General features: G+C 37.9%; 11 protein-coding genes. 6 read left to right on the top strand and 5 right to left on the bottom strand.

Annotated elements, in window-relative coordinates:
• Nucleotides 1-7 precede the first annotated feature (7 nt).
• Nucleotides 8-3,115: a UvrD-helicase domain-containing protein gene (locus G3I01_RS04535; RefSeq protein WP_219551487.1), complete on the bottom strand. Its 3,108-nt coding sequence runs from the start codon at nt 3,113-3,115 to the stop codon at nt 8-10.
• A 177-nt stretch (nt 3,116-3,292) separates the two neighbouring features.
• Here G3I01_RS04535 and G3I01_RS04530 point away from each other — a divergent pair, with 177 nt between their 5' ends.
• A complete protein-coding gene (locus G3I01_RS04530) occupies nt 3,293-3,901 on the top strand; it encodes a superoxide dismutase (protein ID WP_219551485.1) in 609 nt (202 codons plus the stop codon).
• Between the two features lie 1,043 nt (nt 3,902-4,944).
• Here G3I01_RS04530 and G3I01_RS04525 read toward each other — a convergent pair.
• From G3I01_RS04525 to purN, 4 genes are all read right to left on the bottom strand, one after another.
• A complete protein-coding gene (locus G3I01_RS04525; protein WP_219551483.1) occupies nt 4,945-6,843 on the bottom strand; it encodes an amidophosphoribosyltransferase in 1,899 nt (632 codons plus the stop codon).
• A 69-nt stretch (nt 6,844-6,912) separates the two neighbouring features.
• Nucleotides 6,913-7,836 (bottom strand): PfkB family carbohydrate kinase, encoded by a 924-nt coding sequence (locus tag G3I01_RS04520; RefSeq protein WP_219551481.1) that lies wholly within the window; start codon nt 7,834-7,836, stop codon nt 6,913-6,915.
• Nucleotides 7,837-7,910: 74 nt separating this feature from the next.
• Entirely contained in the window at nt 7,911-8,375 is a 465-nt protein-coding gene (gene rnhA / locus G3I01_RS04515; RefSeq protein WP_219551479.1) for a ribonuclease HI, read from the bottom strand.
• Nucleotides 8,375-8,971: a phosphoribosylglycinamide formyltransferase gene (purN, locus tag G3I01_RS04510; RefSeq protein ID WP_219551477.1), complete on the bottom strand. Its 597-nt coding sequence runs from the start codon at nt 8,969-8,971 to the stop codon at nt 8,375-8,377. The genes rnhA and purN overlap by 1 nt, the downstream gene beginning before the upstream one ends.
• A gap of 147 nt (nt 8,972-9,118) precedes the next feature.
• On the opposite strand from purN, the gene G3I01_RS04505 reads away from it, so the two are divergent.
• The 5 genes from G3I01_RS04505 to pyk all read left to right on the top strand — a co-directional run bounded on the left by G3I01_RS04505 (nt 9,119) and on the right by pyk (nt 13,388).
• A complete protein-coding gene (locus G3I01_RS04505) occupies nt 9,119-9,355 on the top strand; it encodes an acyl carrier protein (RefSeq protein ID WP_011711223.1) in 237 nt (78 codons plus the stop codon).
• Nucleotides 9,356-9,369: 14 nt separating this feature from the next.
• On the top strand, nt 9,370-10,623 hold the full coding sequence (fabF, locus tag G3I01_RS04500) for a beta-ketoacyl-ACP synthase II (RefSeq protein WP_219551475.1): 1,254 nt from the start codon (nt 9,370-9,372) through the stop codon (nt 10,621-10,623).
• Nucleotides 10,624-10,626: 3 nt separating this feature from the next.
• Nucleotides 10,627-11,358 (top strand): ribonuclease III, encoded by a 732-nt coding sequence (rnc, locus tag G3I01_RS04495; RefSeq protein ID WP_219551473.1) that lies wholly within the window; start codon nt 10,627-10,629, stop codon nt 11,356-11,358.
• Nucleotides 11,359-11,472: 114 nt separating this feature from the next.
• Nucleotides 11,473-11,958 (top strand): IPExxxVDY family protein, encoded by a 486-nt coding sequence (locus tag G3I01_RS04490; RefSeq protein ID WP_219551471.1) that lies wholly within the window; start codon nt 11,473-11,475, stop codon nt 11,956-11,958.
• The gene (gene pyk / locus G3I01_RS04485) at nt 11,958-13,388 is read left to right on the top strand and encodes a pyruvate kinase (protein ID WP_219551469.1); all 1,431 of its coding nucleotides are present in this window, start codon (nt 11,958-11,960) and stop codon (nt 13,386-13,388) included. Before G3I01_RS04490 ends, pyk begins: the two co-directional genes overlap by 1 nt.
• The last annotated feature ends 8 nt before the right edge of the window (nt 13,389-13,396 follow it).

Here is a 13,396-nt window from a genome sequence, read left to right as displayed (position 1 = left end):
ACTTCTTTTATACATTCTTAATGATAATTGGGTTATTAGTGTAGATCAATAAACATTTCTCAATTAAATAGCCCATATCACGCAGTGCGTTAGCATATTCTAAAATCTGCTGGGTATGTGTATCTACAAATCCTCCAGTCTTATAATCTATTATACTAACTTTATTACCGTCAAAATTTAACCTGTCTGGTCTTAATCTTTTACCCGAAGTGGTGATCAATTCCTTTTCATTCAGGTTTTTTGCTTCCATAGAAAAGAATTTTTGAAGTTCCGGATGTTCGATGATACTATTGATGAGTCTGGTAATTTCATCCCGGGATTCTTTAGTAATAATCCCATTATTTACAGCCCACTCCACAGAGGCGTAAAGATCTTCCTTTTTATTGATCCTGGCCAGGATCTCATGGGCGATCTCCCCTTTTTCAATTGCTTCCTGTTGTTTAGAATCCCATAATGAACCAGAACGGGTCACGATATTCACTGCCTGGTTCTGTGTAGGCGAAGAATAGTATTTTGAAGCCTCTATACTTGAATTTTCAGAATGCTTAGACGCTATGGTTTTCTCTGGATTTCCAAATTCATATATAAGGCCGTCATCCCATTTACCTGCAGATCTTATAAAATCTGCCAGCATATCTGAAACGTTGGGAGACTTTTTTGGTTTCTCATTATGGTTGGATAATATATACAATTGTTGTGCGGCTCTGGTGCACGCTACATATAAAACATTTAAGGTGTCAAGTTCATTTTTGTAGATAAGATCCTGGAATTTAGAGGAAGCGTTTTCATTCCAGTTCAGCATTTTCTGGGAAGCGCTAACGTATGCGATGGGAATATTTTCATCATTGATGTCCAGCCATAAATTATCATTTCGCGTATCCTGAAGATCTGAATTTGCGAAAGGATAGATGACTACGGGAAACTCCAGTCCTTTAGATTTATGGATGGTCATTATCTGCACGGCATTATCAGCCTCAGGCACCACAATACTTAGTTTATCTTTTTTCTGCTCCCATTTTTCTAAAAAATCTCCGAGTCCGTTAGAAGTTTTCTGTGCCGTTTCAAAAACGAAATCCAGGAAGAATTGGATGTAGGCGTCAGAATCCTGAACAAGGTTAAAAGATCGAATAATGTATTCAACAGATTCGTAAAGAGATAGTTTTTTTAACTGGGTGAGGTCAAATTCTAGATCATAGTCTTTAAGCCATTCGAAAAAGGATGCTCCATTTTTAGATAAATTTTGAATCAGTATTTTATGAATATCTTCCTCCGGAACTAATTTTTCAGCCAGGTAGTCATAGATACTCAATTTTGCCTTATCATCATCCGGGTTCATGGAATAGAACAAAAGGTCTACAATAAACCTGACTTCTGGGGATTGTGATAGGAGAAGCGTTTCCGAGGAAATCACCGGTACGGAATTCTCACTCAAATATTCAGCTACCGCAATTCCTTCGCTCCTTCTTCGCGTAAGAATACAAACCTCTTTTCGATTAAAGCCTTTTAGGTCCAGGTCTTTGATGATCTCAAGGATCTTTTGAGGGTAAATCTCAAACTCTTCTTCACGGTTCTCTGCCTGAATAAATTCTATATTCACATAACCATAATCCCCTTTCTTAGGGGTTTGAGCTGAATTATCGAATAATTCTGAATATTCCGGATAATTGAGCATAGATGCGGCATACCTGAAAAAACTGTTGTTGAAATTAACCACTTCAGAACCACTTCTAAAGTTATCTGGTAGATTCACAACCTTCTGTTGAGTTTGAAAAGGTAAAGTTTTAAGGTTGCTAAGGTCAATAAGTTGCTCGGCTCTTCCGCCACGCCATCTATATATACTTTGCTTGGCATCACCAACGATAGTTAAACCAGCAGCATCGGCAGAGTCAAGTTTGTTACCAACCAACGGAATAAGGTTTTCCCACTGCATGGTGGAAGTATCCTGGAATTCGTCGATGAAATAATGCTCATACCTCTCTCCCAGGCGCTCATATATAAAAGGAACCGGCTGATCTTTTACCTGTTCACTTATTTTTGGATTGAATTCTGAAATAAGAACGAGGTTTCGGTCCTTTTTAATAGCCTCAACTTCTCTGTTGATCTCGTTAAGCAGTGATAATTGCACGAGATTTTTTTTAATCTCACCTAAAAATTCCTTCTGGAAATATGCTCTTTTACCAGTATTGAATATTTCTACGATTTTATCCTGGTTGCCATCCAGGGCTCTTTTTGCATCTTCACTTGCTTTTTTAGGATATAAGGGCTGATCTTCTATATTTTCAGCCCATTTGGCACTGAAATTTACAGACCCATCGCCAGATTGTAACTTTCTGAAATGTTTTGGTACATACTGTCCGCTAAAATCTGATTCCTGAATCCCGCTACTTTCGATAAGATCAAAAAAGGTTTCTGAGGATAGTTTTAAAGTTTCTTCAGCAGTTTTAATATCTGAATGCAATTTTCTTCCGAATTTCTCGAAATCTTCCAGTGTTTTGCCTTTCAGCGTTTGAATTGATTTCTGATGATTTTCATTGATGAGCAATTTTGATATCTGGAAAAGGTCGCGGCTAATGTCCCAGCTTTTATCATCATCGGTTTTAGACAGTGTATAATCGATTAAAACCTTAGTTAATTTTTTATCGCTTCCTGCCCTGTTTATTAAACTTTCTACGGCTTCCAAAAGAACTTCATCAGCGCTTAGTTCTACTTCAAAATTCATGGGGATGCCCAGGTCTCTGGCGAAGGTTCTTAGAACCCTGTGAGTAAATCCATCGATCGTGGAGATCTCAAAAGCGGCATAATTATGAATAATGCTTTTTAGTATTTCGGCAGATTTGATTCTAAGTTCCTGAGGAGAAAGGCCGGTCTCTTCAGAAATAATATTTAATAAGGCATTTTCTTCATGATCGTTTCCCGGTTTTGAAAATTCAGCCAGGCTATCTATGATCCTTTTTTTCATTTCCCCCACCGCCTTGTTGGTAAAAGTAATAGCAAGGATATTTTTATAGCGATCCTTTTTAGAAGATGTAAACAAAAGGGAGAGGTATTCTTTTACCAGGGTAAAGGTTTTACCAGAACCTGCAGAAGCATTATAAATATTAAAGGAGTTTTTCAAAAAGAAGAATATTTGCGGGATTAGCCAGAATTACGAAAGTTTAAATTTAAAATAAAAATGAGAGTCACATGGACAATCCTTTTAAGTATTTTATAACACTAAATAATTTCCATTAAATAGGCTAATGGCTAAATTTGAATCAGTTTAAGTACTAATCACTAAAAAAATCAGATAATTATGGCTTTTGAGTTACCAAAATTAAAATATGCTTTTGATGCATTGGAACCAAATATTGATGCTAAGACTATGGAAATACACCATGGTAAGCATCACGCAGGTTACACTAAGAAATTAAATGACGCTATTGAGGGAACAGACCTGGAAGGAAAAAATATCGAGAATATCTTAAAGAATCTTGATATGTCTAACAAGGCTGTTCGTAATAATGGTGGAGGTTTTTATAACCACAGCCTTTTTTGGGAGATCATGTCTCCGAACGGGGGAGGTAAACCTGAAGGTGAACTTGCTGATGCTATAGATAGCGCATATGGTTCCTTTGAGGCTTTTAAAGAAGAATTTTCTAAAGCAGCTGCAGGTCAGTTTGGATCTGGATGGGCCTGGCTATGTGTACATAGCGGAGGTAAAGTAGAAGTTTGTTCTACTCCAAACCAGGATAACCCAATCATGCCGGAAGTTGGATGTGGAGGAACACCAATTTTAGGGATCGATGTTTGGGAACATGCTTATTACCTGAATTATCAAAATAAGCGTCCGGAATATATTGATGCGTTCTTTAATGTGATAGACTGGAAAGAAGTTGCCAGTCGTTATGCTAAAGCGAAATAGTTAAAAGCATATTTATATTGATATAGAAAAGACCGCTATTAAGCGGTCTTTTTTTTACGTTGATCTGAATTTACTCCATAAAAAAAGGCGGAATGAATTCCACCTTTCTTTGCCCCAAATCTACCATGAACTTAACCTACTTATGCTATGGTATAGTGAATATAAAACGAATATTTCAGGTGGAAATAGTTTTTAGATGAAATACCTAAATACTAGTTAAAATACTGAAAAGCAGCTTATTAAGGATTTATGGGTGTGTTGATCTGAATTTACTCCATAAAAAAAGGCGGAATAGAATTCCACCTTTCTTTGCCCCAAATCTACCATGAACTTAACCTACTTATGCTATGGTATAGTGAATATAAAACGAATATTTCAGGTGGAAATAGTTTTTAGATGAAATACTTAAATATTAGTTAAAATACTGAAAAGCAGCTTATTAAGGATTTATGGGTGCGTTGATCTGAATTTACTCCATAAAAAAAGGCGGAATAGAATTCCACCTTTCTTTGCCCCAAATCTACCATGAACTTAACCTACTTATGCTATGGTATAGTGAATATAAAACGAATATTTCAGGTAGAATTAGGTTTTAGATGAAATACCTAAATACTAGTTAAAATACTGGAAATTAGTTTTTTGTGGTATTTATTAAAGACGAGTTGCTGAATTTACTGCATAAAAAAAGGCGGAATGAATTCCACCTTTTTTTGCCCCAAATCTACCATGAACTTAACCTACTTATGCTATGGTATATTAAAGATAAAAAGAATATTACTCTGAATTAAATGTTTTAGATGAAATGCTATTTAAATAGTTAAATAGATGATATACAGCGCAGTGTGGTAAAATTAGTAATAATTTTCAACTAAATTCTCTGCTTAGATTAAATAAAAAAAGGCGGATTAGATCCACCTTTTTTTGCCCCAAATCTACCATGAACTTAACCTACTTATGTTATGGTGATACTAAAGTAGATAGAATTGTTTCATGCACAAAGAATAATAGATGAAATGCATGATTATTAGCTAAATGGCAGCTTTTTAATAAGCTCTATCTTTTTTGCCTTCGAAAAAGTTCATAAATGCACGATTCACAACCCTGTTCCCCCCTGCGGTTGGATAATCTCCGGTAAAGTACCAGTCTCCAAGATTTTTCGGACAGGCCTTATGCAGGTTTTCCACGGTCTGGTAGATCACTTTTACTTCTGCATTTACATCTTTATCACAAAGAAGCTCAGAGATCTTATCAGATATTTCCTGGTCTGTAAACGGATCGTATATTTCCTTAACAAAGTTTTGAACTTCACGATCATCCAGGTCTACCTGTTGTTTACATTTATTATATACCTTTTCTACGATTTCATATTTCCCTTCATCCTTCAATAGTTCCAGGGCCGCTCTAAAAGCCACTAGATCTTCCAGTCTAGCCATATCTATACCATAACAATCTGGATATCTAATTTGAGGAGCAGATGAAACTACCACGATCTTTTTCGGTTTTAACCGGTCCATCATTTTTATGATACTCTTCTTAAGAGTTGTACCTCTCACAATACTATCATCTATAATGACTAGGTTATCATCTGTCTTTACAACGCCATAAGTAACATCATATACGTGGGCGACCAGATCATCACGGCTGCTGTCCTCGGTAATAAAGGTTCTGAGCTTCACATCTTTTATAGCGATCTTTTCAGTTCTTAATCGATGTGAAAGTATTTCCTGAAGCCTTGCATCGGTTAAAGTCTCCTTTTCCTCGAGTATAGCTTCGTTCTTTTGTTTGTTTAGTTCATCCTGGGCTGCCTCCACCATGCCGTAGAAAGATGTTTCAGCAGTATTCGGAATAAATGAGAAGACGGTTTTTAATGTATCATGTTCTATAGACTTTAAAACGTCTGGCATTAAAAGTCTACCTAGCATTTTTCTTTCCTGGTAGATCTCTGCATCGCTTCCTCTGGAAAAATAGATTCTTTCGAAAGAACAAGCCTTTCTTTCCAATGGTTCGATTATTTCTTTGATCGAAACCTCACCATTCTTTTTTGTGATGATTGCATTCCCAGGAGGTAATTCATGCACATCATTGAAGTCTACGTTAAAAACTGTTTGGATCACTGGTCTTTCCGAAGCCACTACAACGATCTCATCATCCTTATAATAATAGGCTGGTCTTATTCCTGCAGGATCACGTAAAACGAATGAATCACCATGACCAATCAATCCGGCCATTGCGTAACCACCATCCCAGTTTTTGGAAGATTTCCTCAAGATCTTGGCAACATTTAATTTTTCTGCGATAATGGGAGATGCTTGTACCTTAGAATAGCCTTCCTTTTTTAATTTTTTATAAAGTTTTCTTACCTCATCATCTAGAAAATGACCAATCTTTTCCATGACGGTAACCGTATCAGCTCGTTCTTTTGGATGCTGTCCCAGTTCAACAAGATTATTGAAGAGCTTGTTTACGTTGGTCATGTTGAAGTTACCGGCAACGATTAGATTCCTGTGCATCCAGTTATTCTGTCTAAGAAAAGGATGTACACTTTCGATGCTGTTCTTGCCAAAGGTGCCGTACCTAACATGTCCAAGGAATACCTCGCCCAGATATGGAATATATCTTTTCTGAAGGTCGGTGTCGTCGGCATATTCCGGATTTTCTTTTATTTCATCATTGATCCTTTGATTGATCTGCTCAAAAATATCCTGAATAGGTTGTGCCTTATTTGATCGTACCCGGCTAATATAACGTTCGCCAGGGATGGTATTGAGTTTGATGCTTGCAAAACCGGCGCCATCCTGCCCCCGGTTATGCTGTTTTTCCATCATCAGGTACATTTTATTCACCCCGTAAAATGCAGTCCCATATTTCTCTTTATAATAATCCAGAGGTTTTAGAAGCCTTATATGGGCAATTCCGCATTCGTGTTTTAAAGCATCACTCATAACTTAGTTTCCTTTTGGAATTTTGTTGTGTTTGTCATAAAAAAAGCCCTGAAATTACAGGGCATAAAATTAATCCAGTTGTGTTTCGAATTGAGTTAATTTCTTAAACTCGTTAAGCCTTTCGTTCATTTGGCTGCCGGTAAGGCTTTGCATCCTCTCTGTCCCGAATTTTTCAACACAGAAGGAAGCAAGATTAGAACCATATATAATGGCACTTTTCATATTTTCAAAGGAGACGTCGTTTGTTCTGGCAAGATAACCAATAAAGCCTCCTGCAAAAGTGTCTCCAGCTCCGGTAGGATCAAATACTTCTTCCAGCGGTAAGGCCGGCGCAAAGAAGATCTGCTCTTTATGGAATAAAAGGGCTCCATGTTCTCCTTTTTTGATCACTACATATTTGGGTCCCATTTGTTCAATCTTTCTGGCAGCTTTTACCAGAGAATATTCTCCTGAAAGTTGTCTTGCCTCTTCATCATTTATCGTGATCACATTCACTTTCTCAATCACCTTCATCAGGTCTTCCAAAGCATTGTCCATCCAGAAATTCATAGTATCCAATACTACTAGTTTTGGGTTTTTCACCTGTTCCAGAACACTTAGCTGTACTAGTGGATGTAGGTTTCCAAGCATTACGAACTCAGCATCTTTGTGAGTTTCTGGTACTACAGGATTAAAATCTGCAAGCACATTAAGTTGAGTATCAAGAGTGTCTCTTGTATTAAGATCGTTGTGGTATTTACCGCTCCAGAAGAAAGTTTTTCCTCCTTTTACAACTTCCACACCTTCAATATTGATGTTATTTTTCTTTAGTAGATCAAGATATTCCTGCGGAAAATCTTCTCCAACAACAGAAACCACGGCACTTTCAACTTCAAAATTTGAAGCTGAAAGCCCTATGTAGGTAGCAGCACCACCCAGGATCTTGTCAGTTTTTCCAAAAGGAGTTTCAATAGCATCGAACGCGACGGTTCCAACAATAAGTAATTTGCTCATAATAGGTTTTAAAATGACGCTGCAAATATACAGTTTGTTTTTCAAGGTGTAAACCTCAATTTAGCTTCGATTTGTTAAGCTTTGTAACCGGTATCTTCAAGAAGGTTCTTTCCTTTGGAAGCTATTACTGCTAAAGCGTCGCAGCGTTCATTTTGCGGATGGTCGTTATGACCCTTTATCCATTGAAATTTCACCTTATGTCTGCGGTAAACTTTTAAAAATGCTTTCCAGAGGTCGCTGTTCTTTCGATTTACAAAGTTCTTTTTCTCCCAACCAAATACCCAACCTTTGTTCACAGCATCTGCAACATACTTTGAATCTGTGAATACCGTAGCTTGTGTACCGGGATTTTTAAGTTTGCTTATGGCCACAATTACAGCCATTAATTCCATTCGGTTATTGGTGGTAAGTTTAAATCCCTGAGCAAATTCTTTTTTATAAGGTTTTCCAACCCACTCCATCACAATCCCAAAACCTCCTGGTCCCGGGTTGCCTCTTGCTGCGCCATCGGTGTAAATATGAACTTCGGGGGTATGCACTAATTTTTCTTTTCTAGGAGTTGCTGAATCACCTCGGGGAAATGCCTGTATTCCAGTTCATGGATTTTACTGGCGAGGGTTTCCGGAGTATCATTATCATCTATTGGTGTTGTCGCCTGGAATATGGTCTGGCCTTCATCATATTTCTCATTTACATAATGAATGGTAATGCCACTTTCCTTTTCCTTTTCAGAAATTACACTTTCGTGCACTTTTGAGCCGTACATCCCCTTTCCTCCATATTTAGGCAAAAGGGCAGGGTGAATATTAATGATCTTATTAGGGAAAGCCTGGATAATATTAGAAGGAAATAACCAGAGAAAACCGGCAAGAACAATTAGATCCGGATCCATATCCTTTAAAATATTCAATACATCATTAGTATGATAAAGAGCTTCCCTGTCGAATAAAAGTGCCTTTACATTTAGATCATGTGCTTTTTTTAATGCACCTGCAGATCTGCGGTTAGAAAGAACGGCTGCAACTTCAGCATTCTTGGATTTTTGGAAAAATTTGATGATATTTTCGGCATTGGTGCCAGAGCCTGAAGCAAAAATAATAATCTTAGCAGGCTTAGCATTCTCTTTGTGGCTCAAAATAAGGTCGTTAACATTTAATTGGATGTAAAATTAAAGGCTTTCAATGAATTTTATGTAAATTACCATCACATTTTTAGAGTAAAAATCGGTTTTAAAATAAAGTTTTTTATTTTTGCCACCTAATCAAAATTAAAATAAAAAATTATGTCAGACATTGCATCAAGAGTAAAAGCTATTATCGTTGACAAATTGGGTGTTGACGAGAATGAAGTTGTAAACGAAGCCAGCTTCACCAACGACTTGGGTGCTGATTCACTAGACACAGTAGAATTGATCATGGAATTTGAGAAGGAATTTGATATCCAGATCCCAGACGATCAGGCAGAGAATATTGCTACTGTAGGTCAGGCAGTTTCATATATCGAAGACGCTAAGAAATAAAATCGATACACCATATGGAGTTAAAGCGAGTAGTAGTTACGGGCCTTGGTGCCTTAACCCCAATTGGTAACAATTTAGAGGAATATTGGGATGGGCTTGTTAATGGTAGAAGTGGTAGCGCGCCTATCACTTATTTTGATACCGAAAAGTTCAAGACTAAATTCGCTTGCGAACTCAAAAACTTTGATCCGCTAGATCATTTTGATCGAAAGGAAGCCCGAAAACTTGATAGATTTGCTCAGTATGCGATGGTATCTGCAGATGAAGCGATCCTGGATTCAGGTATAGATCTTGATACGGTAGACAAATATCGCGTTGGCGTTATTTGGGGTGCCGGAATTGGAGGTCTGGAGACTTTTCAGAACGAAGTGATCAATTTTGCGGAAGGAGACGGCTCTCCAAGATTCAATCCTTTCTTTATTCCTAAAATGATCGCAGATATTGCCCCTGGTAATATTTCGATCAAACATGGGTTTATGGGAGCTAATTATACCACGGTATCGGCTTGTGCCTCTTCGGCCAATGCCATGATAGATGCCCTGAACAATATTCGTTTAGGACTTAGTGATGTAATTGTTTCCGGAGGATCTGAAGCAGCAGTTACTATAGCGGGAATGGGTGGATTTAACGCAATGCATGCCCTTTCTACTAGAAATGACAGCCCTGAAACCGCATCAAGACCATTTGATGCGACCAGAGACGGATTCGTACTTGGTGAAGGTGGAGGTGCGCTTATATTAGAAGAATATGAGCACGCTAAGGCCAGAGGAGCAAAGATCTATGCAGAAGTACTTGGTGGTGGATTATCATCTGATGCTTATCATATGACGGCTCCACATCCAGAAGGAGATGGAGTTGTTGCGGTTATGAAAAACTGCCTTAAAAATGCCGGTTTGAAACCGGAAGATGTTGATGCCATTAATACTCATGGAACTTCCACTCCTCTTGGAGATGTTGCCGAATTAAAAGCAATAACCAAGGTTTTTGGTGACCATGCGAAGAATATCAATATCAACTCTACCAAGTCCATGACCGGGCATTTGTTGGGAGCAGCTGGAGCAATAGAGGCTATTGCAGCCATTCTTTCCATGAAGTATGGAATTGTTCCTCCTACCATTAATCATGAAAACATAGACGAGAACATTGATCCTGAGCTGAATCTTACCTTGAATAAAGCCCAGAAACGTGACGTTAATGTTGTAATGAGCAATACCTTTGGTTTTGGAGGTCATAATGCCTGCGTGGTGTTTAAGAAATTAGACGAATAAACGATGAGCGTTATTCGTAACATATTAAATTCCCGTTCTTCACAAGGCGGGAATTTTTTTAATATACTTACCCAAATACTTGGTTTCAAACCCAAATCTCTCACTCATTATAAGAAAGCTTTTACTCATCGTTCATTGAACCGAAAGGATGAGGAAGGGAATGCTATTAATTTTGAGCGAATGGAGTTTCTGGGTGATGCCATGTTGAGTGCAGTAGTTGCCTCACATTTGTTCAAAGCCGTTCCAAGCGGCAATGAAGGCTATCTTACCAAAATGAGATCAAAAGTAGTTAGCCGGAAGCATTTAAATGAACTGGGAAAGGACCTTGGCCTTATCAAACATGTTCAAACCAATATTCCTAAAGAACAGTTTGGAGTTAATATTCACGGAAATCTTTTTGAAGCATTAGTAGGTGCAATTTATCTTGACCGTGGTTATAAATATTGTAAACGCTTTATTTATGAGCGGGTGATAGATCCTTATGTGGATATCGAACAACTTGAAGGAAAGGTTATCAGTTATAAAAGCCTAGTAATTGAATGGTGCCAGAAGGAAAAGAAGGAATTCGATTATGAAGTCTACGAAGATACCGGTAATGATGAACTCAAGCATTTTGCGGTAAAATTGCGAATTAATCAACGGGTTGTGGCGAAAGCCAGGGCTACTTCAAAAAAGAAGGCAGAAGAAAAAGCTTCTAAAAGAGCTTATTACGCACTTCAAAATAAAATAGAGTAATTTTTAACGAATTGATCTAAACTATAACGTTTTCGTAAAAAATTATGAATTTTAGGGCCTTAATATCTTCATTTCGTTAATCAAATAGTATCTTTAGCCTTAAAGTTTAAGTTTATGCAATCGCATAAAATGCTACTGGAAGTTGAAGATGAGTATTTCTTTTTGATCGGGATATATTCCTCTCTTGAGGGATATAAGATGGCTTATTATTTAAATAAACATCTTAAGATCAAACTCGAAAGAGACCGAAGAGATATAGACTTCAATCATTCAGAATATGCTGCTTTGTATGCATTATATTCTCACAAAGACCCAAATTCTTATTATCGACTAGACCTTGTTTCAAATAAATTCAAGGGTGAACCAAAAAGAATTCTGAGCTCGGGATCACTATTTGAGGAGGAAGAATTAAGTCCACAGGAAGTGAATCTGGTTCCGGAATATGATAAAGTTGATTACTTCCTTAAAATAAGCGAAGAAATTCAACCAAAAGAGTTTACAAAGGTGCTTAATAAGATTGGGCAGATTCCAGGGGTACAGGCTGCTTATGCAATTGATGTAGATAAACTAAAATCCAAACAAAATCTAATATTCGAATAATGCCTACCAACAAGAAAACAAAAATAGTCGCTACTCTGGGCCCTGCAACCAGTAGTAAGGATGTCTTAAGAAAAATGTTGCAGGAAGGTGTAAATGTATTTCGTATTAATTTCTCGCATGCCGATTATGAGGATGTGAAGGAAAGAATACAAATGATACGTGAACTAAATGAGGAAAACGGTTTTAACGCGGCGATTCTTGGCGATCTTCAGGGTCCCAAACTTAGAGTTGGGGTGATGAAAGAAGAGGTCGTGGTAAACGAAGGCGATCAAATAGTTTTTGCAACAGGAGAGGAATTCAAAGGCACTGCTGAAAGAGTTTACATGAATTATGACTCTTTTCCAAAAGATGTGAAAGCCGGAGAAAGAATCCTGCTAGATGATGGTAAACTAATCTTTGAAGTAGTAAGCACCAATAAAAAGAACGAAGTTAAAACCAAAGTTATTCAGGGGGGACCACTTAAGTCTAAAAAGGGAGTAAACCTGCCTAATACCAATATCTCTTTACCGGCATTGACCGAAAAAGATGTGAAGGATGCAATTTTCGCATGTGAGATGGGGGTAGACTGGATGGCACTTTCTTTTGTAAGACATGCTGAAGATCTTATGGAACTTCAGGAATTGATAAAGAAACATTCAAAATATAAGATCCCGATCGTAGCCAAGATCGAAAAACCGGAAGGTGTAGCCAATATCGATAAGATTGTGGCTTATTGCGACGGACTCATGGTGGCACGTGGAGATCTTGGAGTGGAAATTCCTGCCCAGGAAGTACCGCTTATTCAGAAAAAACTGGTTCTAACCGCTAAAAAAGCCAGGATTCCGGTAATTATCGCTACCCAAATGATGGAAACCATGATCACCAGCCTTACTCCGACCAGAGCAGAGGTAAATGACGTGGCAAACTCGGTAATGGATGGTGCAGATGCCGTGATGTTATCTGGAGAGACTTCAGTTGGACAGTATCCGGTTCAGGTGATCCAGAAAATGTCTCAGATTTTAGAAAGTGTTGAAAATTCACCACTTATTAAGGTACCGCATGAGCCACCACACGTTAGAACAAAAAGATATATCACGAAAGCCGTTTGTTATCACGCGGCACATATGGCCAACGAGATCAAGGCTAAAGCGATCTGTACTTTGACCAATAGTGGTTACACGGCATTTCAGATCTCTGCCTGGAGACCTGAAGCTCATATTCTTGTATTCACTTCGAACAGAAGAATTCTCAATCAGTTAAGCCTGTTGTGGGGTGTAAAAGCCTTCTATTACGATAAATTCGTAAGTACAGATGAGACTATTGAAGATATTAGCGGAATGGCTAAGCAATTTAAGTTCGTTGAAACAGGAGATTTCACGATCAACCTGGCCGCAATGCCAATCACGGCAAAAGGTATGGTGAACACCCTAAGGGTTTCTGAAATAGAATAGACTTAATT

The organism is Gramella sp. MT6 (genome assembly GCF_019357415.1).
Taxonomy (GTDB): domain Bacteria; phylum Bacteroidota; class Bacteroidia; order Flavobacteriales; family Flavobacteriaceae; genus Christiangramia.
Note: the sequence above shows the minus strand (reverse complement) of the source record. Positions and strands in the feature narration are given on the sequence as shown.

Excerpts from the sequence above, each read along its gene's own strand:
- G3I01_RS04530 (WP_219551485.1), top strand. The coding sequence starts at position 3,293 with ATGGCTTTTGAGTTACCAAAATTAAAATATGCTTTTGATGCATTGGAA.
- G3I01_RS04525 (WP_219551483.1), bottom strand. The coding sequence starts at position 6,843 with ATGAGTGATGCTTTAAAACACGAATGCGGAATTGCCCATATAAGGCTT.
- G3I01_RS04520 (WP_219551481.1), bottom strand. The coding sequence starts at position 7,836 with ATGAGCAAATTACTTATTGTTGGAACCGTCGCGTTCGATGCTATTGAA.
- G3I01_RS04505 (WP_011711223.1), top strand. The coding sequence starts at position 9,119 with ATGTCAGACATTGCATCAAGAGTAAAAGCTATTATCGTTGACAAATTG.
- fabF (WP_219551475.1), top strand. The coding sequence starts at position 9,370 with ATGGAGTTAAAGCGAGTAGTAGTTACGGGCCTTGGTGCCTTAACCCCA.
- rnc (WP_219551473.1), top strand. The coding sequence starts at position 10,627 with ATGAGCGTTATTCGTAACATATTAAATTCCCGTTCTTCACAAGGCGGG.
- G3I01_RS04490 (WP_219551471.1), top strand. The coding sequence starts at position 11,473 with ATGCAATCGCATAAAATGCTACTGGAAGTTGAAGATGAGTATTTCTTT.
- pyk (WP_219551469.1), top strand. The coding sequence starts at position 11,958 with ATGCCTACCAACAAGAAAACAAAAATAGTCGCTACTCTGGGCCCTGCA.